This window comes from Corynebacterium sp. HMSC063A05, assembly GCF_001809695.1.
Taxonomy (GTDB): Bacteria; Actinomycetota; Actinomycetes; order Mycobacteriales; family Mycobacteriaceae; genus Corynebacterium; species Corynebacterium amycolatum.
In genome coordinates this window covers 1-25,582 of the sequence record NZ_KV798490.1, presented here as the reverse complement: position 1 = coordinate 25,582, position 25,582 = coordinate 1, and the positions used below count along the sequence as shown (strand labels likewise).

Sequence of the window (25,582 nt, the reverse complement as noted above, 5' to 3'; positions counted from 1 at the left end):
GGAGATGAATCCGCAATGGCCTCTTACACTTCCGCGATTAGGAACTTGCCCACCGTCCACGAGATTGCCGCGCAGGTTCGCGAGGGAAAGCTAAGCCCGGTCGACAGCGTGCAGCGCAGTCTCGACGCTATCGCCAGACTGGATGGAGGGATTCATGCCTTCCGTGAAGTGTGGGCGGATAGGGCTCTGCAGGTTGCGCGGGAACTCGAGCACAGCGAGAACCTCTCGGAGTTGCCGCTCGCAGGTGTGCCATTCGCGCTGAAGGAAAACACTGCTCTAGAGAACCCGTTTGTCCAGCAGTTGACTAGCGCCGGTGCAATCGCGGTGGGAACTACGGTGAATCCGCAGTTCTGTACGTGGGGGACGACGACGCTGCCGGGGCTGGCCGTCGATAATCCGATTCTGCCGGGGCACACTCCGGGTGGGTCCTCCGGCGGATCCGCAGCGGCTGTCGCCGCTGGGATGGTTCCTTTTGCGCAGGGCAACGACGGCATGGGGTCGCTGCGTATCCCTGCAGCGTGCTGCGGGCTTTCGACCCTGAAGGCGACCCCGGGAACAATGCCGGGGCGCGTGGGCGGCAATGACTGGTACGGAATGTCTGTCCAAGGGGTGCTCACAGTCAACAACGAGGACTTGCGCCTGATTACCAAGATCCTCACAAATGGCATGGTGGATGCGGAGGATCCGGCGAAGACCCTGCCTGAAAACTTCGCCGTCAGCGTGGACACCACTGCGCCCGTATTCGGGTTAAAGGCTGCACCGGAGTACGTCGATGCGGCGCAACAGGCGGCGAGAGTATTCGCGGACAAGGGCTTTGCCGTCACGGAAAAGAACATGCCGTACCCGCTGAACCCGCTGCCGATGCTCGCGCGCTGGACTGCGGGGGTGGCAGATCAGCTTCGTGACGAGCCGTGCCCGGATCACCTGGAGTGGCGCAACCGAGTCCACGCTGGCATTGGGCGCTTGCTGCGTTTCACAATCAATGGCCGCCAAGTGGCACGCGATGGCGCCCGCATCGAGCGTGAGCTGCCGGGTGACACCATCTTGATTACTCCGGCTCTGGCCAAGAATCCACCGCGGATCCGCGCATGGCATCGCATGCCCTGGATTGTGAACCTGTTGTCCAATCTGCGCTTCACCCCTTACGTTTCGACGTGGAATTACCTGGGATTCCCGGCCGGCATCGTTGTGGAGCCGACTTCTGGATTGCCGGTGCAGCTAATCGCGCGCCCGACTCAGGAGCGAATTCTGCTTACAGCGATGGAAACCATCGCAAGTGGTGGGCGCGTTGGCTAGACCTTTTTGGCCGGACCGCAGCCCTCATTTCCTCATCATTCGGCAAGCTGTTCGCGCGATAGTGCCGCAGGTGGGGCAGGAGTTGGGCAGCGGTATCGTCATTGGGCTTTCCGGCGGTGCGGATTCGCTCGCCCTGACCGCCGGGGCCTGTGCGGAAGCTTTCGGGTCCAAGGGGGCACTGGCCGGCCGCAACGTTCACGCCGTCGTCGTTGATCATCAGCTTCAGCAGGGCTCTGCAGAAGTCGCCGAGCGTGCCGCCACCATGGCTCGGGGGATGGGGGCTACGGCCGAGGTTATCGCGGTCGATATCAATAACGATTCCGACCGCGGTCCCGAATACGAGGCGCGTTTGGCTCGACACCGAGTCCTACGGCAGATTGCCCAATCTCGAGGTGCGGCACTGATGCTCGCCCACACGTTGGACGACCAGGCGGAAACAGTTTTGCTGCGGCTGGCCAGAGGGGGCGGCCCGCAGGCGCTGTCCGCTATCAGAGACAATCTCACGTGGTCGGACGGGACTCGGATTCTGCGTCCGCTGCTCGGTGTGCGACGCACCGACACTCAGCGCTGCTGTGAAGAGCTGGGCCTAAAAGTCTGGCACGACCCACACAATCAGGACGACCATTACGCCCGTGTCCGGGTTCGAAAGACGATTTTGCCGCTGCTGGAGCAGGAGCTGGGTCCGGGAGTTGCGGAAAATCTCGCTAAGACTGCGGGGATTGCAGCAGTCGACAATGACTTTTTGGACGCTCACGCCGAGTCGGCTCTGGATGCGCTGCTGGGGGAGGAAGTGACGTCGGCAAGCGGGAGCCTGTCTGTGCGAGGGGTCGCTGAGCTTGACGACGCCATCGCGGTGCGCGTCCTCGCTCGTTGGTTGAGGCAAGCGGGTGCCGAGCCCAGCAGTAAACAGATCGACATGGTTATGGCGCTCGTGCACCGCTATCACGGCCAGGGGGAAGTGCCGGTGACCCGCGGGCGCGATGGTGCTGACAGAAATGCCAGGTTGGTCGTTGAGCGAAAAGATGGCACTCTACAATTGGTAATGAATCGTCCTGCGGTGTCTTAAGAAAAGGTGCCGCAATCCAACTTCCGGCGGCTGAGAACTATCGGTTGCCTTAACCCTGAACTTGCACTGGGGCAGTTACGCTCCATCGACACGCCGCCATAGAAGTGCGGAAAGGAAATGCGATGCATGATGTGAAGGATTTCAACGTCCCCGCAAACCCCTACGGCGATGAGGTAGAGGCAGTTCTCATTGGCGAAGAGGAGCTGCATGCTCGCATTGCCGAGATGGCGCATCGTGTGAATGAGAAGTACAAAGATGCCGACAGCGATCTGATTCTGGTCGCAGTGCTCAAGGGCGCGGTGTTCTTCCTGACTGACTTCGCCCGTCAGCTCAGCATTCCCAGCCAGATGGAGTTTATGGCGGTTTCCAGTTACGGAAACTCCAGCTCGTCGTCAGGCGTGGTGCGTATTTTGAAGGATCTGGATCGCGATATTGAGGGACGCGATGTCGTGATCGTTGAGGACATCATTGACTCTGGTCTGACCCTGTCCTGGTTGATGAAGAACCTGCGCAACCGTAATCCGCGCTCCCTGGAGGTCATTACGCTGCTGCGTAAGCCGGAGGCTGTGCGCACCAAACTGGACGTTGCGGATGTTGGCTTCGATATTCCGAACGAGTTCGTCATCGGTTACGGCCTGGATTACGCCGAGCGCTACCGCGACCTGCCGTACGTCGGCACGCTGCACCCGCGCGTTTATCAGAACTAGGTCAATCTTCGGCACTTACTGCACAGTGCCGATGCTTTACGACGGGCATTGCGCGCGCACCCTCACGCTGTTCTAGCTGTGTTCTAGCTATGAAGAGTAGGAGTTGGAAACTTTTTTCGGTTGCGATGCGTTATGCCTACTGTGGGGTCAGGTGCCATGAGCCCTGGCCCCATGTTGTGTCATTGATGTGTCTTCGAGAAGAACTCGTTGATGCGTACAATTAATAAAAGCAACTAATAGATGTAGAGAGCGAAAAGCGAACCCACTGTATGGACAAGAAAAAGGTGTTCCGGTTTGCCACCGTTGCCGGCATCATCCTGATTATCCTCTTTGCTATTACTCAGCTGGCGGATGATTCCCGGGAATACCGCGAGGTGGATACGTCCGTTGCCCTGACCCAATTGGATAAGAGCAATGTCACGGAAGCTCAGATTGACGATCGCGAACAGCGAATTCGCCTCACCCTGAAGAAGGGCGTGGAGGTCGAGGGTACTGAGGACGTCACGAAGGTGATGACCAAGTATCCAGCGCGTGCGACCGACCAGGTCTTTGACAAGGTCGCTGCCGCCAAGGGCATGGAGAAGTTCAATACCAAGGTCACGCAGGATTCCTTCCTGATGTCCACCTTGGGCTTCCTGCTGCCGATGGTGATCTTCTTCTTCGTCATCATGTACTTCTTCAGCCGCATGCAAGGCGGCAAGAACGGCATGTTCGGCTTTGGTGGCAACCGCGCCAAGCTGCTGAACAAGGAGACCCCGACCAATACGTTCGAGGATGTTGCTGGTGCCGATGAGGCCGTCCAGGAGCTCGACGAGATTAGGGATTTCCTGCAGCACCCAGCTCGCTATGAGGAGCTCGGCGCCAAGATTCCGCGTGGTGTCCTGCTCTACGGGCCTCCCGGTACCGGTAAGACCTTGCTCGCCCGCGCCGTCGCTGGTGAGGCAGGAGTGCCTTTCTACGCCATCTCGGGTTCGGACTTCGTCGAAATGTTCGTCGGTGTCGGTGCCTCTCGTGTCCGTGACTTGTTTAATCAGGCCAAGGAAAACAGCCCGTGCATTATCTTCATCGACGAGATTGACGCCGTCGGTCGCCAGCGTGGTGCCGGTATGGGCGGCGGCCATGATGAGCGTGAGCAAACCCTGAACCAGCTGCTGGTGGAAATGGATGGTTTTGGTGATCGTCAAGGTGTGATCATCATGGCTGCGACCAACCGTCCGGATATTCTCGACCCGGCGCTGCTGCGCCCGGGCCGTTTTGACCGACAGATTCCGGTGGGTGCACCAGACCTGAAGGGCCGCGAGGCAATTCTGAAGGTCCACGCTCGGAACAAGCCGCTGGGGCCGGACGCGGATCTGACGTCGCTGGCCAAGCGCACCGCCGGTATGAGCGGTGCTGATCTGCAGAACGTGCTGAATGAAGCTGCGCTGCTGACCGCTCGCGTCAACGGCAATATCATTACTGCGGATGCGCTGGAAGAGGCAGTCGACCGAGTTATCGGTGGTCCGCGCCGTACCTCCAAGGTAATCTCCGAGCAGGAGAAGAAGGTCACCGCCTACCACGAGGGTGGTCACACCCTGGCTGCGTGGGCGCTGAAGGACATCGAGCGTGTTTACAAGGTCACCATCTTGGCTCGCGGTCGCACTGGTGGCCATGCGTTGACCGTCCCCGAGGACGACAAGGGCATGTATAACCTGCCAGAGCTTTTTGCTCGTCTGGTCTTCGCCATGGGTGGTCGCGCTGCCGAGGAGCTGGTCTTCGGGCTGCCGACTACCGGTGCTTCTGCCGATATTGAGCAGGCCACCAAGATTGCTCGCGCCATGGTGACCGAGTACGGAATGTCGCCGGAGCTCGGCCCGGTGAAGTACGGGGAGGAGCAGGGCGACCCGTTCGTCGGCCGCGGTGGCAGCGGCTCTCTGGACTACTCGCCAGATGTGGCGGCGAAAATTGATCAGCAGGTTCGTTTGCTGATCAATAAGGCTCATGACGAGGCCTACGCCATCTTGAAGGAAAACCGCGACACTCTCGATGTTCTGGCTGAGAAACTGCTGGAGAAGGAGACCCTACGTCGTCCGGATCTGGAAGTCATCTTCACCGATGTCGTTCCGCGTGAGCGTCTGAACTTCTTCGATAGGGACACCAAACACCCGGCCGATGGCCGCGAACCGGTGAAGACACCGGTGGAGTTGGCAATCGAGCGCGGTGAGGAACCGCCGAAGCGTGTCAACATCTTCGCGCCGGTGCGTCGCTGCGAACCGGAGAACCAGGACGCGGGCAACAACGGCAATGGTCAGGGGGCGGCAGGCTCCGCTGGTGCCGGTAATGCTAGTGCTCCGGGTCTGCCAGGCACTCAGCAGGACCGACCAAATGTTCCGGTTTACGGTGGCACCCCACCGCCGGCTGGTTGGACCGCACCAGGTTGGCCGCCGAAGGATACCGGCAGCACGCACGGTTCGGCTGCCGCACCGGCACCGGCACCGGCTCCTCGCCCGGAGGGGCAGAGCCAGCCGGGTTCGCAGGATGGCCAGGGCAACGCGCGTGGCCAGCACCCGGGCACTGCTAACTACCCGGCAGGCTCCCCGGACTTCGGCTCGAAGGCAACCGGTATTGGTAGCGACGGTGGCAACGGCCCCGCGAATATCCCTGCCCCTCCGAAGATGCCGTGGGACAGGCAGGGTGGACGTCACCACCAGGAAAACTCTGGTAGCGATGCCACCCCGACTACGGTGATGCCGTCGGCGGGACAGCAGCAGGAACTGCGCGGATTCCGCCTGCCGGATAACGAGCAGCCGGAACACACAGAACGTTCGGAAAACGCGAAGAACGCCGACAACTCCGATGACAAGGGTGCACAGATGCACGATTCGGATAAAGACAGCGTCGTCAAGCGAAACGAAGACAACAGCGCCTGGCAGGACAAGCCGGACACCAACGAGGAGCGATAAGTACACATCATGGAGCGCGAATTCGATCAGGAGCGAGCCGAGGCTGCGGTTCGTGAACTGTTGATTGCCGTCGGTGAGGATCCCGACAGGGAAGGCCTGAAGGAGACACCGGCGCGAGTGGCGCGAGCCTACCGCGAGGTTTTCGCGGGCCTGTTTGAAGATCCGTCTGAGGTGCTGGCGAAGACCTTCAACGAGGATCACCAGGAACTCGTTTTGGTCAAGGACATCCCGATTTACTCCACCTGTGAGCATCACTTGGTGCCGTTCTTTGGCGTTGCCCACATTGGTTACATTCCGGGCAAGGACGGTCGTGTGACGGGCCTGTCCAAACTCGCTCGTCTGGTCGATGGCTATGCGAAGCGCCCGCAGGTGCAGGAGCGGCTGACCAGTCAGGTTGCGGATGCCTTGGTGGAGCGGCTGGATCCGGCCTCGGCGATTGTCGTTATTGAAGCGGAGCATCTCTGCATGGCCATGCGCGGTATCCGTAAGCCGGGTGCGCGCACGGTGACATCAGCCGTCCGCGGTGGCTTCAAGACGGATGCCCGTTCGCGCGCAGAGGCAATGGCGCTGATCCGCAAGAGCTAACGCAACAGTTAAATGGTCGATTGGAAAGGCTGGACAACAAGGTGACTGAATCCCCCTTGCAAGCGCAGGCAGGACAGCAGGCGGAGATGGGTGTCGAGAATCAGCTCTGCAAGGTGATGGGCATTGTCAACGTCACCGAGGACAGCTTTTCCGATGGCGGCCTGTACAAGACCTTCGACGCGGCGATTGCCCATGCGCACGAGCTCCTCGCTGAAGGCGCACATATTCTCGACATCGGTGGCGAGTCCACTCGCCCTGGCGCACACCGCGTTTCCGAGGATGAGGAAATTGCCCGGGTCGTGCCGGTGGTCCGCGAGCTCGCGGCAGACGGGCACCTGATCAGCGTCGATACAATGCGCGCAAGTGTCGCAGAGGCAGCAATCGCCGAGGGTGCGGTATTCATCAACGATGTCTCCGGCGGTCTCGCAGACCCCAACATGTACGCAGTCTGCGCCGATGCCGATGTGCCCATCTGTCTGATGCACTGGAAGACCGATCGCTTCGGCTCCGCTTCTGGGCGCGCCGAAACTCACCCGGACGGCATTGTCGCCGATGTCCGTGAGCACCTGCTTCAGCTTGTCGACGGTGCCATGGGCGCCGGAATCGTCGAGGAAAATATTGTCCTCGACCCAGGCCTGGGCTTTGCCAAAAATGCCGATGACAATTGGGCGCTCCTCCACGACCTGCCGGAGCTTATTGACCTCGGTTTCCCCGTGTTGGTCGGTGCTTCCCGCAAGCGTTTCGTCGCCGCCGTTGGCAGTGAGGTACGCGCACCAAAGCAGGCTGATGCCGCGACTACCGCAATTTCCGCGCTGTCCGCAGCGGCGGGCGCATGGGCGGTTCGAGTTCACAATGTGGCCGACAACCTCGACGCAGTGCGTGTGGCGCAGGCATGGAACCTTGGACGTTCACTGACCGGTTACACAGCGGCCGGCGACTATCCGGAAGGTGGGTCTAACCGCGCTGCGCAGCACGACGAGTCGGCTGCGGAATCACCAGCCGAGTCGACTCTGGAAGGAGACGCGTAAACACAGTGGCTGATCGTATTGAACTCAAAGGTCTGAAAGCCCACGGCTACCACGGTTGTCTCGACTTCGAGCGCCGGGATGGCCAGGACTTCATCTGTGATGTCACCCTGTGGCTGGATTTCTCCGGTGCTGCTGCGAGCGATGAGCTGGACGACACCGTCAACTACGCCGACATTGCAGCCACAGCGCACGGGATTTTGACCGGCACTCCTCGCAACCTCATTGAAACAGTCGCGACCGAGATCGCCGAAGCAGTGCTTGCCGACGACGACGCCCGCGCCGAACGCGGATTGTCCCCACTGTTGCATGCGGTGGAAGTGACCATTCACAAACCACATGCGCCCATTCCGCTCGACTTCGATGACGCTGCGGTGACAGCCCGCCGTTCGCGGAAGAAGCGGTTGGCATGATTCGCGCAGTTCTTTCTATCGGCGCGAACATGGATCGCGCGCGAGAAAACCTAACAGGTGTGCAGGACTTCTTCGCCGATGAATTGGTCGCAGCCTCAAAAATTTATGCCACCCCGCCTTGGGGTGGGGTAGAGCAGGGTGACTTCCTCAACGCCGTACTCATTGTTGACACGCGCCGGACACCAATGGAGCTACTGAAAGCTGGTTGGAAACTGGAAAATGACGCTGGTCGAGTGCGTGAAATTCACTGGGGGCCGCGGGCGCTCGACGTGGACATTGTGCAGGTCATCGACAAGGAATCCGGCGAGGAGATTATTTCTGACGATTCGACTCTGACCCTGCCGCACCCGTGGGCAACCGAGCGTGCCTTTGTGCTGGTGCCATGGCTCGATGCCGACCCGGATGCCGAATTGGAGGGAGTTCGGGTCGCGGAACTCGTCGATAAGCTGGCACTTGAAGACGTAAACGCGGTGCGCCTAGCAGACAGCGCGGATGGAGAAGGGGCCTAGAGATGAAACCGACCTCACCAATTACGTTGGCAGCATCTGCGCTGGTTCTCGCGCTGGCGTCATGGATGATTCTGGCACAGTTTTTCGGTGCGCTCGGGCCGCGAAGTTGGTGGGACCTGGGGTTTCCCTGGTTGCTCACAGCAGTCTGTGTGGCGGCAGCGCGGTGGATTAAGTCGGTACTGAAAGAGGCGAAGGTCGGGCAGGATCGCAGTCAGGTGCAGCCGTTAACGTTGTCGCGATGGCTGGTGGTCGGTACGGCATCCGCGTGGTTGGGTGCGATTCTCGGAGGACTGTACGCCGGTGGCGTGCTGTGGGCCTTGCCGAAGTGGACGGAACTTGCGGCCGCACAGGCCGATGGACCGATCATGATTGTCGGCACAGTATCTGGCATTTTGCTCGCTGCGGCGGGGTTGTGGCTGGAAAAAGTTTGCCAATTGCCAACTGATGGCGAAAATTCTTCGCCTCCTAGCGGGGAAATGGGAACTAACTCGGTAGGGTGGGAGTTATGACTGACCTCTCCAACGCCGGTAATGACCCGAAGCGCTCGGGTGATGCCGCATATTTTCAGAGCGACGCGGCAGCTACTTCGTCGGATATGGCTGAGTCTCCGTCCCCGTCGCCTTCTTCAGCCTTCGAAAGCTACTCCGCTGGAGCTAATTCCGGGGCTGATGCGGCATATGCAGATGAGCAGAGCAATGATGTGACGAAATTTAGTTCTACCGATGGTATGACGGAGAAAACCGCCGTCATTCTCATGGTTGTGCTGCTGGTGCTCGCGGTGATTGCCAGTATCGTCATGCTCTTTGCCAGCTCTGCCGGCTGGATGAAGGTTGCCGTGCTGCTGGCGTTGTGGTCGGCAGTTATCGGGGCTGTGCTGGTGACTCGATACCGCAAGACTATTGCGCTGGAGCGCAAGCGGTTGGAGACAATCGAGGAGCTGCACAAGGTGGAGCTTGACCGCGAGCTGGCCACTCACCGTGAGCAGGAACTGATTCTCGAGCAGAACTACTTGGATTCGCTTGAGGGCAACAACGATGACAACATTGCGGCGCTGCGCGCTGAGGTCTTTGCACTGCGCGCCCAGCTTGCTGAGTTCATGGGTGAGGATTTCGACGACGAGCAGGTTGCTCTTCGCGCTCAGGCCGAGCGTCTGCGTGAGCTTGACTCGCCGCAGCAGGCTTCGCCAATGAAGAACCCGACAGGCCACGACCGGCCGACACCACGCGCGACTTCCCACCGTGCTGAAATGACCGCCAACGGCACTGTCGGTGCTCATACCCAGCACGGTGGCACTGGCTCCGCTTCGCCGGTTGAAGATGCCGAGGCCACCGACATGCGCCGTACATTCTCGCCGTCTGGTCAGCCGGTTGACGTCCCCGAAGTCGCCGACTCCAAGGATGACGAAACCGTTTCCAAGGAGAAGTTCTCCACTAACTCTTTCCGCGCCATCAACTGGCAGGAAACCCCGGCCGAGGACGCCGCAGAGGAAGATTCTCAGGGCGGTGCGCACGAGGCACACGGTGCACGGCACCCATTCGCTGCGCCGGAATCGGACGCCGCCTCGGACTCTCCGACTCGCCAGCTGCAGACCATTCGCGATGAGGACCTCGCAAAAGAGCCAGTTCAGGCTCCTGAACAGGAGCCTGCAAGCCACGGTCGGCGCCGTGCTGAGGACAACAAGGGCAGCCTGACGGTTGCCGAGCTGATGGCGCAGATGCGCAAGAAGAGGGAGCAGCGCGAGGACGAAGAAGCCTAGTCGCTTACCGAGTGTGCGCGACCTACTCACCGCACATAGCTGGTTTGGTCTAACCTAGTCAGTCATGACGCAAAGCCAGCATGATTCCCATCCCCATCGGACAACCGCTCCGCGGTTGACGGTGGGGATTATTTCTGCCGGAAAAGTCGGGGTTGCGCTCGGCCAGGCGTTAGAGCGCTGTGGACATCGTGTCACTCACGTGGTCGCGCGCTCACCAGAATCTGTCACACGAGCGCATCTACGTCTCCCGAACGCACAGGTCAGCAGCATTGCCGACACAGCTTCCACCTGCGAGCTCATCGTCATCGCTGTGCCGGATCGCGCCATCGCAGAGGTCGCCGAGGAAGTCGCCCGCCACGTTGGTCCCGGGCGCATCGTCATGCATACTTCTGGTTCCCTCGGGCGTGCCGTGCTCGATCCGGTCGCGCTCACCGGCGCGCTGACCATCGCCGCCCATCCCGCAATGACATTCGCAGGGCTTGACGACGACTCCGAGCTCCTGACCGGTTGCCCATGGGGTATCACGGTCGGGGATGAGCTCGCGAAAACAGTCAGTGAACTGCTCATTGGTGAACTCGGCGGTCGTCCGGTGTTCATCAACGAACAGCACCGCGGCCTCTATCACGCGGCCATGGCACACGGCTCAAACGGTCTGGGCGCAGTTGTGGTCGATGCAGTAGAAATGCTGGCAACCACTATCGGCGGAGATGCAGCAGCCGAAGACACCGACATAGCTGAGCTGCGTCGAGGCCAAGCCGCCGAGCTGCTCCGCCCACTGCTGGAAGCTTCATTGGACAATGCCTTGAGGTGGGGTTCCCGGGGGCTGACTGGCCCGGTGACGCGGGACGACTTGGGGACCGTCGTCAAGCACGAACGTGAAATTGAAGCGGTGGCGCCGGAAATGGGAACCGCCTACCTGGCCCTCGCCGAGCGCATCGCCGAGCTGCGCGGCGCCAACGAGGTTTTGCGGTACCTACGCCGATGACCTGAGCGGACTGGCTGTTCTGGTCATCCGGGATGTGGCGTAAGGTATTGCCGTCGGACGAAAAGCTTGGTCCGGTAGATCTGAACGCGGAGGAAACATGACGGGTTATACCGCCGGAGAGACAACTGTTCACAAGACTATTGCGGGAATCGCGCAGGTCACCCGTGCGTTGCGGAAGACCGGGCGGCCGGTGGTGCTTGTACCTACGATGGGTGCGCTGCACCAGGGGCACCTTGAACTAGTACAGGCCGCGAAGACGCTGCCGCGCGCGGTTGTGGTGGTGTCGATTTTTGTCAATCCGCTGCAGTTCGGTGAGGGGGAGGACTTTGACGCCTACCCGCGCACTCTGGAGGAAGACGTGGAGAAGCTCCGCGCTGTAGGTGCTGAGCTGGTCTTTGCGCCGAACGCGAAGGAGATGTACCCCAACGGTTTCCGTACGACCGTGCAGCCGGGTCCGCTGGCGTCGGAGCTCGAAGGCGCTACTCGCCCGGGGCATTTCGCCGGCGCGTTGACAGTGGTTAACAAGCTTTTCAACATCACCAACTGCACTGATGCTGTTTTTGGTGAGAAGGACTACCAGCAGCTGTGCCTGATGCAGCAGATGGTCACTGACCTGAATATGCCGGTGCAGCTGCACGGTGTGCCAGTGATCCGCGAGGCCGATGGGCTGGCTATGAGCTCCCGCAACCGCTACCTCTCCGAGGAGCAGCGCAATCTCGCAGTAACCCTGTCCGCTGCGCTGACTGCCGGTGCTTTTGTCGCGGACCGTGGTGCGGATGCTGTGCTGGAAACCGCGCGTGGTGTGCTCGCCAGCCAGCCTGAGGTCGAGTTGGATTACTTGGAGCTGCGTGACGCTGCGCTCGCCCCGCTTTCCGACGAGGCGTTGCGCGGCGACGGCCAGGAGACTGAAGCTCGCCTACTGGTTGCTGCGAAGGTCGGCACTACTCGTCTCATTGATAATGTTGGCTTGATTCTGGGTGCGCCGCGCCCGGATTCGGCAAACGGTTTCGGTCAGCTCGGGCAGAAGGACGCCGAAATTGCGTCAGCGGCCCTGTCGGCTGCGGGTCTGGACGGCGAGCTGACTGAGCAAGAGGCCGCTGAGTTGGCTGAGCTGCAGGAAAAGGTCCGCGCTGCTCGAGATGCCCGCCTGAAAGATGAGTCCAGCAAAGAAAACCTGAAGAACGCCGGCTTTGGCGTTGAGCAGGACAGCGAGTAGGACGGCTTTTCGAAGTAGTTTTTCGTGGCTGGGAAGTTGTCGTATTATAGTGTGCCGACTAACAACCTGCCACGCTAAGGGGTGCCGCGGTAGGCAAGCATCCAGGGGACGAATCCAGGAAGGGACCTACCTTTTTCATGTTTCGCACTATGTTGAAGTCCAAGATTCATCGTGCCACGGTGACTCAGGCTGATCTTCACTACGTTGGATCGTGCACGATTGACGCTGATTTGATGGAAGCGGCCGACCTGCTTGAAGGTGAAGCCGTCGACATCGTTGACATCAACAATGGCAACCGACTTACCACTTACTGCATTACCGGTGAGCGTGGCTCGGGCATCATTTCCATCAATGGTGCCGCTGCCCGCCTAATCTCGCCGGGTGACCTGGTTATTATCATCGGCTACGGCATGATGGATGACGCTGAGGCGCGTACGTACAAGCCGAATGTCATTTTCGTCGATGAGAATAACAGGATTCTAGAAAGCGGCACTGACCCGGCGGATGTGCCGGAAGGCTCTGATTTGAAGAATCCGCGTAGTCCTGAGAACCAGGGCTAGTCCACGCAGCCCGCAGAGCTGGGTCTCGACTGCGTAGTTGGAGGGAAAGCCGAGCGGGAAAACCACAACACCAGGGTGTTTACTTTGCGTTAAATTGTAAGCCATTAGACCGTCAGCTAAAGCTCATTGGCGAGTTGATCTTTAGAAACCGAAAGGTAACGCAACGTCCTTAGCTTCTTAGAGGATCTAAAAGTTTTAGTTTTCCATTTCCTCATCTAGTCGAAGCTATACAAAGGCGGTCTCCCCCGTGGTTCGTATTGGCAAGAATCTGCTGACAAATCCGTTTGCTACCTCTCGCAGCTCCCTGACCTGCACTTACAAGTGTGGTAATGCTTGTGCTGACGATGCTCCGAATGAGTTCTCTGACAACCAGTACTTCGGTGATGTTGCGAAGCAGGCATTCTCCCAGCGCGCATTCTCCCGTCGTGCTGCACTGAAGGTCACTGGTGCTAGTGCTCTTGCGGTCGGCGGTGGCGCCGTGCTGGCCGCTTGCTCCTCTGATGATTCGGGCAGTGCCGCAGGTGGCTCCGATGCCTCCGGTACCACTGCTGCCGGTGACGGTAGCAAGGGCGAATCGCCGGAGGGTATGCGTTTCGACGCCGTTAAGCCGAACACGGAAGACGCAGTCGTTATCCCGGACGGCTACGAGCAGAATGTTCTGATTCGCTGGGGCGACCCAATCCACGAAGGTGGCCCGGAGTTCGACTTTGACAAGCAGACTCCGGAAAACCAGCTGAAGCAGTTCGGCTTCAACAATGACTTCGCTGGCCTGATTAAGGCTGAAGACGGCACACTGCTGTACGTCTGCTCGCACGAGTACACCACTGAGCCGATGATGTTCCGTGCCTACAAGAAGGAAGATGCCACTAAGGAGCAGGTCGACATCGGACTGGCTGCCCACGGGCAGACCATCCTTGCTGTGGAAGAGGATGACAAGGGATTCCTGAAGCCGATCCTGAGCGACAAGCGTAACCGTCGTATCACTGGCTTCACCGAGTTCACAGTTGACGGTCCGGCTGCTGGTCACGATCTGCTGAAGACCAAGGCTGACCCGAGCGGTATGAAGGTCGAGGGAACTTTGAACAACTGCTCCGGTGGTGTTACTCCGTGGGGTACCTACCTGTCCGGCGAGGAGAACGTCGACCAGTACTTCGGCAACGTTGGCAAGCTCAAGGACGAGGACACAGTTAAGAAGCTCAAGCGCTACTCGGTCAAGAATGAAGAGCTGTCCGATCGCGCGTGGGAGAAGTACTACGACCGCTTCGATGTCTCCAAGGAGCCGAATGAGCCGAACCGCTTCTTCTGGCTGGTGGAGATTGACCCATCTGACCCGAACTCCACCCCGGTCAAGCACACCGCACTGGGGCGTTTCAAGCATGAAGCCGGTCAGATTTACGTCACCGACGACGGCACGGTTGTGTGCTACTCCGGCGACGACGAGCGTTTCGAGTACATCTACAAGTTCGTCTCTTCCCGCAAGGTTAAGGAAGGCGACCTCAAGCACAACATGGGCATTCTGTCCGAGGGCACGCTCTACGTCGGTAAGTTCAACGGTAATTCCGAGTCCGAGATTGACGGCTCCGGTGAGCTGCCGAAGGACGGCCGTTTCGACGGTGACATTGAGTGGCTTCCGCTGATGACCGCCAAGGCAGACGGCAAGCACGAGTCCCACGTTGATGGCATGACCGCCGAAGAGGTCTGCATCTACACCCGCATCGCCGGTGACAAGGTCGGTGCGACTCGCATGGATCGCCCGGAGGATATCGAGCCGTCCCCGAAGACCGGTAAGGTCTACGCGGCGCTGACCAACAACAAGTACCGCGGTAAGGCGAGCCCGGATAGCTCTGGCAAGACCCAGGACAACAAGGCCGCCAAGAAGACTGATGGCGCAGGGCGCCCCTATGAGGGAGCGACTGAGGTTGCACCAATCACCGAGAACAAGAATGGCCTTGTTCTGGAGATGGAAGATGACCACGCTGGTACCAAGGGCAAGTGGAACCTTCTGCTGGTCTGCGGTGACCCGAACGAGGCTTACACCTACTTCGGTGGCTTCGACAAGGAATCGGTCTCGCCAATTTCCTGCCCGGACAACGTCACCTTCGACGAGTACGGTAACCTGTGGGTTTCCACCGACGGTAACGCCCTGGACTCCAACGACGGCCTGTTCGCCGTTGCTGTCGAAGGCGAGCGTCGTGGTGAGACCAAGTGCTTCCTGACTGTTCCGGTTGCTGCTGAGACCTGTGGTCCGCAAATCTTCTCCAACCGCGTGATGGTCAACGTCCAGCACCCGGGCGAGATTGAAACGGATCAGGGCCACCCGGTCGGCGACAACCCGGACCCGACCACCAACCCGACCTCGCACTGGCCGGACGGTGGCAAGGAGCAGCCACGCCCGGCAGTCGTTCAGGTTGTACGCACTGATGGCAAGAAGATTGGTGTGTAGGTTGCCCTTGGCAAGGAGCTAAGCAAAAACGCGCGGATTAGCGCGTAGACCTATCGCGGCGCGTCTCGAACGAAAATAATGTTCGACGACGCGCCGCGACTGTATTCGGTAGAAAGTTAGTAATCGGGCGTTTTCTCAGCGCCACCACACTATCGATGGGATTAATCCTAGTGAACAGCATTGTCATAATCGGCATCATCCTCGTTGTCATCGGGGTCATCGTCGTTGTTGTAGCGCGTCGGAATACTCAGGTTCCGGGGTCTGATCGGGAGCGCTTCGTCGATCCACTGATGACTGATGAGTACCGCAAGTACGGCCCAACCTCTGTCGCACCGGGCGCAATCCTGAACTACGGTGGTGCCTCTCATGTTGTGCGCGGATCACTTGAGCTCTCTCAGGGACCGTTCCGCTGGTGGGAACATCTCGTCGACGGTGGGGCAGATGGTTCTTGGTTCGGCGTTGAGGAAGATGAGGGTGAAGTCATCCTCACCTGGTGGCGCAAGCTTCCAGGTAGCTTCAAACCAGCTAATCCCATCGTTGTCGACGGTGTGGAGTACTGGGAGGAAGAGCGGGGGACCGCCCGCTACACCGCGATTGGCACCACTGGGCTGCCGCCCGAGGGGGCTACGGACTTCGTCGACTACAAGTCCGGTGACGGTCGCTTGCTCGGACTGGAACGCTACGGTGACTCGATGTGGGAGGCATCCACCGGTATTAGGATTCTTCCCGGTGAGATTGATGTTATGGCAGCGCCGGACCATAATCCGGACACGGACAATCGCTAGTGACGGTCACTATGTCGCTGGCAATTCTAGATGTGCCGTTCAAAGACACCGCTGCGGAGCAACTCCGCGTTGCTTTTGACGGCCAAGTCCCGGACACCCTCTGCGAGGCGGTTATCTCACACCCCGACGGCAAAACACCGTCGCTGACGCTCGGTGTCCTCGGAGCGTCGCATGTGGTTTTCGTCGGTAAGCGGGAGAACCCGTGCTTTACCGAGGAGATTTCCTGTACTGCGACACACGGTGTGCCTCTGAGCGGGGCGGGCGTGATGGTGAAAGCTCGTGTGGAGAACCTCTCGCCAGAAGCCTTCGCTCAGCGCGCAAATGCTTTACGGCGTGAGTTCGGAGCGGGACATCCCCATTCGGTCGTCGCAGAGTTTCCCGGTTCTCCCGGCGCGCTGACTGTGTTGTCTGCGGAGCCGATTGAGCAGGGGTATCGCTGGGATACGTGGCACGGCTACCCGCCGGGGCAGCTCGTGTGGACGTCGAATACTTGGACTGCCGTTGCTGGTAACCATGGGGCTGAGGCAGACCGCGTAAAGGGAGGTTCCTGAGTCTATGGGACGCGGAAGTATTGGTTACGCACTGATCGTTGTCGGCATTATGGTCACGCTGGCTGGTTTTTTCGTCGGCGGGAAATCTGCGGAAGAGAGGATTAGCGAGCGCTATCAGTCCGCGCCCGGCGCAGCATCTGCGACGCAGGTCAGCAGCGGAATTGATCGACGTTGGACCTGTGGCGACCGCGACCCCATTGAGGTGGGGCGTGAGCTGAAAGAAGAGATCAAGCCACAGGCCTACAACGAAGATGGCGGGGCGGCGTACCTGAGGACGAAGAAGCACCTGTTCATCGTTTCGCGTCAGACCCCTGAGGCAGGGTCGAAGGACACGTGCCTGATAACCAGAGAATCACTTAGTGGCCGCTATTCGGGTGGGCACTTCATCTATCTCGGCCCCGGTTTCGGTCCCTCCGCCCCCTCCGGCGGTTCGGGTGGATCGGCCGGATCATTCGGAGGAGCGAAATAAACATGGGACCAGTAACGTACATGGCCACCACCGGGACGGCTATCCTCACGGCGCAGTCGGAGACATCAGAGACAGCGCAGTCAACAGTGGGCGAGCATCTGGCCGTCGGAGTACCGGCCACCATCGGTTACTTCCTTGCGGGTGCCCTAGTGCTTGTAGTCGGATTCATTGTCCTTGATCTGATTACCCCTGGGAAACTGCGCGACCTGGTGTTTCTCGAAAACCGTGCGGGCGCCGCGATGATAGCGGGCTCACAGCAGATTGCGCTGGCCTGCATTGTCGTTTCGGTAATCCGCGCATCCGACGACGCCCTGATGATTGGCCTGGGGGAGACCCTCGTCTACGGTGCCCTCGGCATTGTGCTGCAGGCAGCATCGCTGCTGGTGCTGGAAGCCCTGATTCCGGGGCGCTTCCGTGATGTCGTGATGGACGCGAAAGTACGCCCCCGAGCGGCGTTGGCTGCGACCGCCTTCATCGTTATCGGTGTGATTAACGCGGTGGCGCTGTCATAGATGGAGACCACCACGACTTCCCGGCGTTGGCGGGCTCTCCTGCTGGGCTCTGTGGCGGCCTGCGCTGCCTGCGGCCTGGTCTATGAGCTGGCGCTACTGGCGCTGTCGGCTTCTCTTGGCCGCGGTGACGTCGTTGCGAATTCCCTGATTGTGGCCGGTTATGTCGCAGCGCTGGGTTTTGGCGCCGTCGTGGCGAAACCGTTTGTGCGCCGTGCCGCGGTGTCTTTCCTCGGTATCGAGTGTGCTTTGGGTTTGCTCGGCGGTGTGTCCGCAACCGCCCTGTACTGGGTATTTTCGGTTACAGGTGAGAGCCTAGGAGCATTGGTCGCTGCTACTTTCATAATCGGAACGCTGGTTGGTGCCGAGGTGCCGTTACTCATGACACTTCTGCAGACCGGTCGGACGTCCTCCGCAGAGGACACCGGTCGCGTGCTGGCGAATCTCAACGCCGCGGACTACTTCGGAGCCTTGGTCGGCGGTTTAATCTGGCCGTTTGTGCTCCTGCCTACCGTGGGAATGCTGAAGGCCACTGCCATCGCCGGACTGATCAACGTCACCGCGGCATTGGTAATTGCCGCGCTGCTACTGAAGCAGATGTTGTCCCGCCGGGCACTTGTCGCAGCTGTCGCCGCCCTCGTCGCGGCGCTGGTTGGGTTGGTTGCGTTGCTGGCCGGAATCCGGGACATCGAGGCGACCGCCCGGCAGTCGCTCTACGCCCAACCCATTGTTTTTGCCAAGCACTCGAAGTACCAGGACATCGTCGTCACCCGATTTGGCGGGGACCGGCGGCTTTATCTCGACGGGGGACTGCAGTACTCCAGTCGTGATGAGTACCGCTACACCGAGTCGCTGGTCTACCCGGCGGTGGATAAAGACACGAAGTCGGCATTGATTCTCGGCGGGGGAGATGGGCTGGCTGCCCGGGAGCTGCTGCGGATGCCCAACATCGAGCGCATTGTTCAGGTCGATCTGGATCCGGACGTCATCGAGGTCGCCCGCACTGTGCTGCGGGAAGATAACGGCGGCAGCCTGGACAATCCCCGAGTGGAGAAGGTTACTGCGGATGCTTTCGCATGGCTCCACGATCAGGCACGTGGCAAGACCCAGACGCAAAAATTCGACGCCATCTACGCAGATCTTCCCGATCCCGACAACGCAGTGTTAGCCAAGCTTTACTCTCAGGAGTTTTACGGGTTAATCCGTACGGTGGCCGCGCCGGGCGCGAAGCTGGTGGTGCAGTCGGGTTCGCCATTTTCGACGCCGCAGGCCTTCTGGCGCACCGACAGCTCGATTCGTGCCGCAGGCTGGTCGACCACTCCGTACCATGTGCATGTTCCCACCTTCGGGGACTGGGGGTTTGTACTCGCGCAGGCCGAGCCTGAGCCTCCTACGCTCGAGCTTTACGACGGCGCCCCGCCGCTGAAATTCCTCACTCCTGACGTGGCTCGGGCTGCGGCTGTGTTCGGTGCTGATAACGGTCCGCAACAATTGGAACCGTCGACACTGGCTCATCCTCGAATTGTGGAGGATATTCGTCGAGGTTGGCGGCAGGCGGGGGAGTAGTGCGCTGAGTATTTCGCAAAGAGCCGGGCGAGTAGCAGGTCGGCGGTGTAGTCGGCTAACCTTTATAGCCGTGACTGACGCGAAGAAGACCCCTGAAAACACCGCCACCGTTCCTGAGCAGCTGCGCATTCGACGCGAGAAGCGTGACCGCCTGCTCGAGGCTGGAATTCAGCCGTACCCGGTCGAGGTTCCCCGTACGCACTCTCTCAAGGATGTCCGCGAAGAGTGGGGCCACCTCGAGGCCGGCGAGGAGACTCAGGATGTCGTGACCGTCATTGGTCGTGTCATGTTTATCCGTAATACCGGCAAGCTCTGCTTTGCCGCTCTGCAGGAGGGCGACGGCACGACCCTGCAGGCCATGCTTTCCAAGGCTGAGGTCGGCGAGGACGCCCTGGCTGCTTGGAAGTCGGACGTAGATATGGGCGACTTCGTCCTCATTACTGGCCGCGTAATTTCTTCGCGCCGCGGCGAGTTGTCCGTAATGGCTACCAAGTGGCAGATGGCCTCGAAGGCTCTGCGTCCATTGCCGGTGTCGTTCGCTGATCTGTCCGAGGACAGCCGTGTGCGTCACCGTTACACGGACCTGATTATGCGTGAGCAGGCTCGTACTAACGCACTGACTCGCATCAAGGTCATCCGCGAGCTGCGCCACGCCCTTGAACGTCGCGGTTTCCTCGAGGTCGAAACCCCGATGTTGCAGACTCTGCACGGCGGTGCAGCTGCACGTCCATTCGTGACTCATTCCAACGCGCTGGACATTGATCTCTACCTGCGCATCGCGCCGGAGCTTTTCCTCAAGCGCTGCGTCGTCGGCGGTATGGAGCGAGTCTTTGAGATTAACCGTAACTTCCGTAACGAGGGCATCGACTCCTCGCACAGCCCGGAGTTCGCGATGCTGGAGTACTACGAGGCCTTCGGCACCTACGATGACTCCGCCCGCACCGTCCGCGAGGTCATTCAGGAAATCTGCGTCGCGGTCTTCGGTTCGACGACCGTTACGCTTGCCGACGGCACGGAGTTCGACTTCGGCGGCGAGTGGAAGCAGATTGAGATGTACCCGTCGCTGAACGAGGCACTTGCTCGCAAGTTCCCTGGTCAGCCGGAAGTCACCATCGACTCGACCGTCGAGGAGCTAAAAGCAATCGCCGACGTGATTGGACTTGAGGTTCCGGAGAAGGGCGGCTGGGGCCACGGCAAGCTGGTCGAGGAAATCTGGGAGCTGCTCTGTGAAGATCAGCTCGACGGTCCTATTTTCGTCCGCGACTTCCCGGTCGAGACCTCTCCGCTGACTCGTCAGCACCGCTCCAAGCCGGGCGTGACCGAGAAGTGGGATCTTTACGTCCGTGGCTTCGAGCTGGCTACCGGCTACTCCGAGCTGGTTGACCCGGTTGTCCAGCGCGAGCGCTTTGAGGATCAGGCACGTCTGGCAGCCGGTGGCGACGACGAGGCCATGGTTCTAGACGAGGACTTCCTGCAGGCAATGGAACAGGGCATGCCGCCGACGACCGGTGTGGGTATGGGCATTGACCGCCTGCTGATGGCCCTGACCGGCCTCGGCATTCGTGAAACCGTGCTGTTCCCGATTGTGAAGCCGGAAGTGTAAGCGACGCTTCTTTTTAGCATGAAGTTATTCAAGTAGTGGTCAGCCGGAAAATTACGGCTGGTCGGCGAATTCATGTGTAGTTATCCCGGTGTTATCACCGGGATTATCTTTATCCCGTAATTTCTTCACCCATGACTTCGGTAAATGGGAATAAGAAAATTAATCGGCGATCCGTATTGCGCTTGGGAGCAGCAGCGGGAGCGGTAGCGGTGGCCGTCAATAGCGTCGGGACGCGAGCAGTTGCATCGGCGGCTCCGAACCAGGCGCCGTTTCCATTAACAGGTTTGACCAGTGGCCTCGTGGTGACGGATCTGGAAGTCGTGACCGTGACCGATACGTCAGTGACATTTTCGTGGGCGACGTATGCAGGCCCACATCCAGCGTGGGGGAAGCTGGCTCCACTGGCACCGGCCGATACTGAAGTTGCGCTAGTGCCAGTCGACGCTGATGAGGGCGGCGAGCTGCCCGTGGTGTATAAGGACGAGGCGCAGGTTGGCTACCACTTTGTGACCGTCGATAAGCTGCGGCCTGGAACCACGTACCGTTTCGAATGTCGATCGAATGGGCTGGTCGCCGAGCCGGGATTAATTACCCGAAACCTCCCCGATACGCCTGAACAAACTGGACGGTTCACGACGTTGGTCGCTCCGGAGGGGGAGTATCTGACCACGATTGCCATCCTCAACGACACGCATATCGGCGAAAACGGGCACGGTATTGTTGTCGGCAATTTGCCTGCACCTATTTTCCCTGAAGCCGGTGCCGCACCGTACCCCGAGGTCATGTTGACGGCTGCCCTCGCTGAGCTTCGGGGGATGGGTATTGAAAGGGTTTTCATCAACGGTGATGCCACGTCGGAGGCACGTCCGGTGGAGGTACGTCGATTTGCCGAGATTATGAATACTTTTGGCGCTCAGGGGCAGCAGTGGTTTGTCACCCGCGGAAATCACGATCGTCCGCATAAGCCAGATGCCGATCCGTCTGCTGGCTACGACGAATTCCCGGTTTTGGAGGGCACCGAAGATCATCGCGATCCCTTCGGAGTCCTACTGGGGCGTCCGCGACAAGAACTGTGGGTCACTCAGCAGGGGCCGGTCCGCGTCATCGGTCTGGATTCGTCGAAATTGGATCAGTCCGGTGGCGAGATTAGCCCGGGACAGTTCGATGCACTAGAGCAAGAACTACAGCGCGACCCCAACAAGCCGACGGTTGTGCTGGCTCATCACCCAATTACTTCTGAGGCTGGCTGGACAAATGCTGCCGGCCCCATATTCATTCTCAATAGCGCTGATGCACGACGTTTGCAGCAGCTGCTTAACGACGCTCCGGGTGTATTCTTCGCGGGAGCAGGTCACACCCACCGTGCAAAGCGTACTCGCGGTGATTTTGGTGCCGGCGTTGATTATTTGGAGACCGGCGCGTGCAAGGCATACCCCGGTGGCTACACGCTGCTGCATGTCTATTCCGGTGGTTACCAGGTTAATTTCCATCGTTTGAGCAGTGAAGATGCGCTTGCGTGGACTGCGCGTGCCCGTTGGGCGATGTACGGCTTCGAGCCCGAGGCGTTGCTTGGTGAGCTCGCTGATCGCAACTACGTTGTTAACCGTGTTATCGCCTGACAAGTTAGAAACCTGAAAGTTTTCTGTTACTTGGCAATGTTTTTTCAATTCCTGTGACAACGGTCACGTGATTCATTTATTGTTATGCCAGTAATAGTTCTGACTCGAAAGGCCATGATCACATGAGCGAGAAGAAGAACCGCGAAGATTCGACTGTCGGCCGCAATAACCCTGGTCGCGACGCTATCGGAGCGGCAATGCGGTTCATCACGTCGATTACTGGTTCGGACTTCGCCCAGAAGTACGACCTTCAGCCAAAGATCGACCGCGTGGTGTACCAGTCCACCAAGTCCGGTTTTAAGACCCTTGGTGCCGCGAATCGTCAGTTTAAGAAGATTTCCGGTTCCGGTAAGCCGGAGCGTCCGGCTGAGGAAGCCCAGGCTGCACAGGAGGCCGCAGCCGAGGAGAAGGCAAAGAAGCTCTTCGACCTCACCCCGACCGAGGATCAGCAGATGATCGTCGAGACGGTGAAGGAGTTCGCTGAGTCTCGTCTGCGCGAGGCTGCTTACAAGTCCGACCACGAGGCAACTCCGCCGGAGAACCTCGTCTCTGAGGCTTCTGAGCTGGGCGTCACCATGATCAACGTTCCGGAGGCTTTCGAGGGCATCGCTACAGGTGAGGACGTCACCACCAACGCGCTGGTCGCAGAGGCTCTGTCTTACGGAGACATGGGTCTGGCTCTGGCTGTGCTGGCTCCGGCCGGTGTCGCTGCCACCCTGACCGCTCACGGCTCCGACTCGCAGCAGAAGACCTACCTGCCGGCATTCGCTGGCGAGAACGTCCCGGCTGCCGCTGTTGTTCTCGCAGAGCCGCGTCCGCTTTTCGACGCGCGCAAGCCTGAAACCACCGCGAAGCGCGAGGGCGATTCGCTGGTACTCAACGGTGTTAAGTCCTTCGTTCCGAACGCCGGCGCAGCTGAGCTGTTCATCATCGGTGTTGAGCTCGAGGGTAAGCCAGCTCTGGTTATCGTTGAGTCCGACACTGAGGGCCTCCACGTTGAGGCTGACCCGTCCATGGGTCTGCGCGGTGCCGCAATGGGCCGTGTCATCCTGAAGGATGTCAAGGTTCCGGCTGAGAACATTCTCGGCGGTGCTAGCACCTCTGCTGAGGATCGTGAAGAGGCATACCTTGACATTCTGCGTCGTTCCCGCCTCGGCTGGGCTGCGCTTGCAATGGGTACTTCTCAGGCAGTTCTCGACTACGTCATTCCTTACGTCAACGAGCGTCAGGCATTCGGCGAGCCGATTTCCCACCGCCAGGCAGTGGCCTTCATGGTCGCCGACATCAAGATTGAGCTCGATGGTCTCCGTATGATCACCCTCCGCGGTGCTTCCCGCGCTGACCAGGGTCGCGGTTTCGCTCGCGAGGCAGCTCTGGCTAAGACCTTCGCCACGGAAAAGGGTATGAAGATTGGTTCCGACGGTGTGCAGCTGCTCGGTGGACACGGCTTCACCAAGGAGCACCCGGTTGAGCGTTGGTACCGTGACCTCCGCGCAATTGGTGTCGCCGAAGGCATCGTCGTTCTGTAAACCGCTAGATACTTCAGCCGAAAAGAATTAAGAGGAAAGAAAATGATTAACCTCGAACTGCCGAAGTTCCTCAAGGCGGGCGCGTCCCAGTCGCATCAGGCCGCCGCTGAGATCTTCCGACCGATTTCCCGTAAGTACGATCTCGCTGAGCACGAGTACCCGAAGGAGCTCGACACCCTTGCCTCCATGATGGACGGCATGGCCGACGGTGGCCGTGGCTTCTCCGGTGCTTCCGGTGGACGTGGCGATGACAAGAAAAAGAAGCGTACCGGTGTGAAAAACGGTGGCAACATGGCTTCGCTGCTCAACGTTATTGAGACTTGCTGGGGTGACGTGGGTCTGACCCTGTCCCTGCCGTACCAGGGTCTGGGTAACGCAGCTATCGCAGCTGTTGCTACTGATGAGCAGCTGGAGGCTTTCGGTAAGACCTGGGCTTCCATGGCAATTACCGAGCCGTCCTTCGGTTCTGACTCCTCCGCTGTTTCCACCACTGCCAAGCTCGATGGTGACGAGTACGTCATCAACGGTGAGAAGATCTTCGTTACTGCTGGTGAGCGTTCCGATTCCGTCGTTGTGTGGGCGACCCTGGACAAGTCCAAGGGCCGCGCTGCCATCAAGTCCTTCCTGGTGAAGAAGGGCACCCCGGGCTTCACCGTGGAGCGCCTGGAAGAGAAGCTGGGTATTCGTTCCTCGGATACTGCAGTGCTCCGCCTGGACAACGTCCGCGTTCCGAAGGAGAATCTGCTGGGTTCCCCGGAGATTGACGTTAAGAAGTCCTTCGCCGGCGCAATGGCGACCTTCGACAACACTCGTCCGCTGGTTGCGGGTATGGCCATCGGTGTCTCCCGTGCTTCGCTGGAAGAGCTGCGTCGCATTCTGGAAGAGGCCGGCATCGAGATTGACTACGATGCACCGGCACACACCCAGAGCGCTGCTGCAGCTGAGTACCTGAAGCTGGAGTCCGATTGGGAGGCTGCGTACCTCCTGGCTCTGCGCGCTGCGTGGATGGCTGACAACAAGCAGCCGAACACCCTGGAGGCTTCTGAGTGTAAGGCCAAGGCCGGCCGCGCAGGCACTGAGATCTGCTTGCGTGCCGTTCAGCTGGCAGGCACCTTCGGTTACTCCGAGCGTAACCTGCTGGAGAAGTGGTCCCGCGACGTCAAGATCCTGGATATCTTCGAGGGAACCCAGCAGATTCAGCAGCTGGTTGTTGCTCGCCGCACCCTGGGGCTGTCCTCCAAGGAACTGAAGTAATTACAGCTTCAGAGCAATCTACATACTGGTGAGCCGGTAAAAGTTCACTTGAGATGCTCAAGCCACATTTCTTAAAACACCGTCCTTCCATGACCTGGTAGGGCGGTGTTTTATTTTGCGCTGTTGTAGTCGTGTGTTTTTTGTTGTTGTGCTCCTATTTTGGGTTAAGTAAAGAAAAGTGTGTCTTTTCCGGG

At 59.5% G+C, this 25,582-nt stretch carries 22 protein-coding genes and 1 pseudogene; all 23 read left to right on the top strand.

Annotated elements, in window-relative coordinates:
* The first annotated feature begins 15 nt into the window (after positions 1 to 15).
* The 23 genes and pseudogenes from HMPREF2651_RS00415 to HMPREF2651_RS00305 all read left to right on the top strand — a co-directional run bounded on the left by HMPREF2651_RS00415 (position 16) and on the right by HMPREF2651_RS00305 (position 25,388).
* Positions 16 to 1,296: an amidase family protein gene (locus tag HMPREF2651_RS00415; RefSeq protein ID WP_049181129.1), complete on the top strand. Its 1,281-nt coding sequence runs from the start codon at positions 16 to 18 to the stop codon at positions 1,294 to 1,296.
* Positions 1,277 to 2,362, top strand: coding sequence for a tRNA lysidine(34) synthetase TilS (gene tilS / locus HMPREF2651_RS00410; protein WP_371325847.1), 1,086 nt, complete (start codon positions 1,277 to 1,279; stop codon positions 2,360 to 2,362). The genes HMPREF2651_RS00415 and tilS overlap by 20 nt, the downstream gene beginning before the upstream one ends.
* Before the next feature lie 122 nt (positions 2,363 to 2,484).
* Positions 2,485 to 3,069, top strand: a complete 585-nt coding sequence (hpt, locus tag HMPREF2651_RS00405; protein ID WP_038626661.1) for a hypoxanthine phosphoribosyltransferase — start codon at positions 2,485 to 2,487, stop codon at positions 3,067 to 3,069.
* 269 nt (positions 3,070 to 3,338) lie between these two features.
* Positions 3,339 to 6,011, top strand: a complete 2,673-nt coding sequence (ftsH, locus tag HMPREF2651_RS00400) for an ATP-dependent zinc metalloprotease FtsH (RefSeq protein ID WP_049181130.1) — start codon at positions 3,339 to 3,341, stop codon at positions 6,009 to 6,011.
* A 9-nt stretch (positions 6,012 to 6,020) separates the two neighbouring features.
* Positions 6,021 to 6,596, top strand: coding sequence for a GTP cyclohydrolase I FolE (folE, locus tag HMPREF2651_RS00395; protein ID WP_049181131.1), 576 nt, complete (start codon positions 6,021 to 6,023; stop codon positions 6,594 to 6,596).
* A gap of 86 nt (positions 6,597 to 6,682) precedes the next feature.
* Positions 6,683 to 7,624, top strand: coding sequence for a dihydropteroate synthase (folP, locus tag HMPREF2651_RS00390; RefSeq protein WP_038629186.1), 942 nt, complete (start codon positions 6,683 to 6,685; stop codon positions 7,622 to 7,624).
* A 5-nt stretch (positions 7,625 to 7,629) separates the two neighbouring features.
* Positions 7,630 to 8,034 (top strand): dihydroneopterin aldolase, encoded by a 405-nt coding sequence (folB, locus tag HMPREF2651_RS00385; RefSeq protein ID WP_005510214.1) that lies wholly within the window; start codon positions 7,630 to 7,632, stop codon positions 8,032 to 8,034.
* The gene (folK, locus tag HMPREF2651_RS00380; RefSeq protein ID WP_038626655.1) at positions 8,031 to 8,543 is read left to right on the top strand and encodes a 2-amino-4-hydroxy-6-hydroxymethyldihydropteridine diphosphokinase; all 513 of its coding nucleotides are present in this window, start codon (positions 8,031 to 8,033) and stop codon (positions 8,541 to 8,543) included. The genes folB and folK overlap by 4 nt, the downstream gene beginning before the upstream one ends.
* 2 nt (positions 8,544 to 8,545) lie before the next feature.
* Positions 8,546 to 9,052, top strand: coding sequence for a DUF3180 domain-containing protein (locus HMPREF2651_RS00375; RefSeq protein WP_038626653.1), 507 nt, complete (start codon positions 8,546 to 8,548; stop codon positions 9,050 to 9,052).
* The gene (locus HMPREF2651_RS00370; RefSeq protein WP_070585946.1) at positions 9,049 to 10,299 is read left to right on the top strand and encodes a DUF6779 domain-containing protein; all 1,251 of its coding nucleotides are present in this window, start codon (positions 9,049 to 9,051) and stop codon (positions 10,297 to 10,299) included. The genes HMPREF2651_RS00375 and HMPREF2651_RS00370 overlap by 4 nt, the downstream gene beginning before the upstream one ends.
* Before the next feature lie 64 nt (positions 10,300 to 10,363).
* A complete protein-coding gene (locus tag HMPREF2651_RS00365) occupies positions 10,364 to 11,284 on the top strand; it encodes a Rossmann-like and DUF2520 domain-containing protein (RefSeq protein WP_049181132.1) in 921 nt (306 codons plus the stop codon).
* A gap of 97 nt (positions 11,285 to 11,381) precedes the next feature.
* A pseudogene (gene panC / locus HMPREF2651_RS00360) lies at positions 11,382 to 12,323 on the top strand (pantoate--beta-alanine ligase); the annotation flags it as partial.
* Positions 12,324 to 12,637: 314 nt separating this feature from the next.
* Positions 12,638 to 13,060 (top strand): aspartate 1-decarboxylase, encoded by a 423-nt coding sequence (gene panD / locus HMPREF2651_RS00355; protein ID WP_038626645.1) that lies wholly within the window; start codon positions 12,638 to 12,640, stop codon positions 13,058 to 13,060.
* Between the two features lie 247 nt (positions 13,061 to 13,307).
* Entirely contained in the window at positions 13,308 to 15,503 is a 2,196-nt protein-coding gene (locus HMPREF2651_RS00350) for a PhoX family protein (RefSeq protein WP_049181133.1), read from the top strand.
* Positions 15,504 to 15,673: 170 nt separating this feature from the next.
* Positions 15,674 to 16,288: a DUF4178 domain-containing protein gene (locus HMPREF2651_RS00345; protein ID WP_049181134.1), complete on the top strand. Its 615-nt coding sequence runs from the start codon at positions 15,674 to 15,676 to the stop codon at positions 16,286 to 16,288.
* 11 nt (positions 16,289 to 16,299) lie between these two features.
* The gene (locus HMPREF2651_RS00340) at positions 16,300 to 16,839 is read left to right on the top strand and encodes a DUF2617 family protein (protein WP_141745472.1); all 540 of its coding nucleotides are present in this window, start codon (positions 16,300 to 16,302) and stop codon (positions 16,837 to 16,839) included.
* A gap of 4 nt (positions 16,840 to 16,843) precedes the next feature.
* The gene (locus HMPREF2651_RS00335) at positions 16,844 to 17,308 is read left to right on the top strand and encodes a DUF4247 domain-containing protein (RefSeq protein ID WP_049181136.1); all 465 of its coding nucleotides are present in this window, start codon (positions 16,844 to 16,846) and stop codon (positions 17,306 to 17,308) included.
* Positions 17,309 to 17,310: 2 nt separating this feature from the next.
* Positions 17,311 to 17,820, top strand: coding sequence for a DUF350 domain-containing protein (locus HMPREF2651_RS00330; protein ID WP_080972847.1), 510 nt, complete (start codon positions 17,311 to 17,313; stop codon positions 17,818 to 17,820).
* Positions 17,821 to 19,383 carry a polyamine aminopropyltransferase gene (locus HMPREF2651_RS00325; RefSeq protein ID WP_049181137.1) on the top strand — a complete coding sequence of 521 codons (1,563 nt, stop codon included), beginning with the start codon at positions 17,821 to 17,823 and terminating at the stop codon, positions 19,381 to 19,383. It abuts the gene before it with no gap.
* A 70-nt stretch (positions 19,384 to 19,453) separates the two neighbouring features.
* Positions 19,454 to 20,986, top strand: a complete 1,533-nt coding sequence (gene lysS / locus HMPREF2651_RS00320) for a lysine--tRNA ligase (protein WP_049181138.1) — start codon at positions 19,454 to 19,456, stop codon at positions 20,984 to 20,986.
* A 131-nt stretch (positions 20,987 to 21,117) separates the two neighbouring features.
* On the top strand, positions 21,118 to 22,605 hold the full coding sequence (locus HMPREF2651_RS00315) for a metallophosphoesterase family protein (protein WP_049181139.1): 1,488 nt from the start codon (positions 21,118 to 21,120) through the stop codon (positions 22,603 to 22,605).
* Between the two features lie 122 nt (positions 22,606 to 22,727).
* The gene (locus tag HMPREF2651_RS00310) at positions 22,728 to 24,134 is read left to right on the top strand and encodes an acyl-CoA dehydrogenase family protein (RefSeq protein WP_038626632.1); all 1,407 of its coding nucleotides are present in this window, start codon (positions 22,728 to 22,730) and stop codon (positions 24,132 to 24,134) included.
* A gap of 42 nt (positions 24,135 to 24,176) precedes the next feature.
* Positions 24,177 to 25,388 carry an acyl-CoA dehydrogenase family protein gene (locus HMPREF2651_RS00305; protein ID WP_049181140.1) on the top strand — a complete coding sequence of 404 codons (1,212 nt, stop codon included), beginning with the start codon at positions 24,177 to 24,179 and terminating at the stop codon, positions 25,386 to 25,388.
* Positions 25,389 to 25,582 lie beyond the last annotated feature (194 nt).

Excerpts from the sequence above, each read along its gene's own strand:
- ftsH (WP_049181130.1), top strand. The coding sequence starts at position 3,339 with ATGGACAAGAAAAAGGTGTTCCGGTTTGCCACCGTTGCCGGCATCATC.
- folP (WP_038629186.1), top strand. The coding sequence starts at position 6,683 with ATGGGTGTCGAGAATCAGCTCTGCAAGGTGATGGGCATTGTCAACGTC.
- HMPREF2651_RS00415 (WP_049181129.1), top strand. The coding sequence starts at position 16 with ATGGCCTCTTACACTTCCGCGATTAGGAACTTGCCCACCGTCCACGAG.
- HMPREF2651_RS00325 (WP_049181137.1), top strand. The coding sequence starts at position 17,821 with ATGGAGACCACCACGACTTCCCGGCGTTGGCGGGCTCTCCTGCTGGGC.
- hpt (WP_038626661.1), top strand. The coding sequence starts at position 2,485 with ATGCATGATGTGAAGGATTTCAACGTCCCCGCAAACCCCTACGGCGAT.
- folK (WP_038626655.1), top strand. The coding sequence starts at position 8,031 with ATGATTCGCGCAGTTCTTTCTATCGGCGCGAACATGGATCGCGCGCGA.
- HMPREF2651_RS00340 (WP_141745472.1), top strand. The coding sequence starts at position 16,300 with ATGTCGCTGGCAATTCTAGATGTGCCGTTCAAAGACACCGCTGCGGAG.
- HMPREF2651_RS00335 (WP_049181136.1), top strand. The coding sequence starts at position 16,844 with ATGGGACGCGGAAGTATTGGTTACGCACTGATCGTTGTCGGCATTATG.
- HMPREF2651_RS00370 (WP_070585946.1), top strand. The coding sequence starts at position 9,049 with ATGACTGACCTCTCCAACGCCGGTAATGACCCGAAGCGCTCGGGTGAT.
- HMPREF2651_RS00315 (WP_049181139.1), top strand. The coding sequence starts at position 21,118 with ATGACTTCGGTAAATGGGAATAAGAAAATTAATCGGCGATCCGTATTG.
- HMPREF2651_RS00375 (WP_038626653.1), top strand. The coding sequence starts at position 8,546 with ATGAAACCGACCTCACCAATTACGTTGGCAGCATCTGCGCTGGTTCTC.
- folE (WP_049181131.1), top strand. The coding sequence starts at position 6,021 with ATGGAGCGCGAATTCGATCAGGAGCGAGCCGAGGCTGCGGTTCGTGAA.
- HMPREF2651_RS00310 (WP_038626632.1), top strand. The coding sequence starts at position 22,728 with ATGAGCGAGAAGAAGAACCGCGAAGATTCGACTGTCGGCCGCAATAAC.
- panD (WP_038626645.1), top strand. The coding sequence starts at position 12,638 with ATGTTTCGCACTATGTTGAAGTCCAAGATTCATCGTGCCACGGTGACT.
- HMPREF2651_RS00305 (WP_049181140.1), top strand. The coding sequence starts at position 24,177 with ATGATTAACCTCGAACTGCCGAAGTTCCTCAAGGCGGGCGCGTCCCAG.
- HMPREF2651_RS00365 (WP_049181132.1), top strand. The coding sequence starts at position 10,364 with ATGACGCAAAGCCAGCATGATTCCCATCCCCATCGGACAACCGCTCCG.
- HMPREF2651_RS00330 (WP_080972847.1), top strand. The coding sequence starts at position 17,311 with ATGGGACCAGTAACGTACATGGCCACCACCGGGACGGCTATCCTCACG.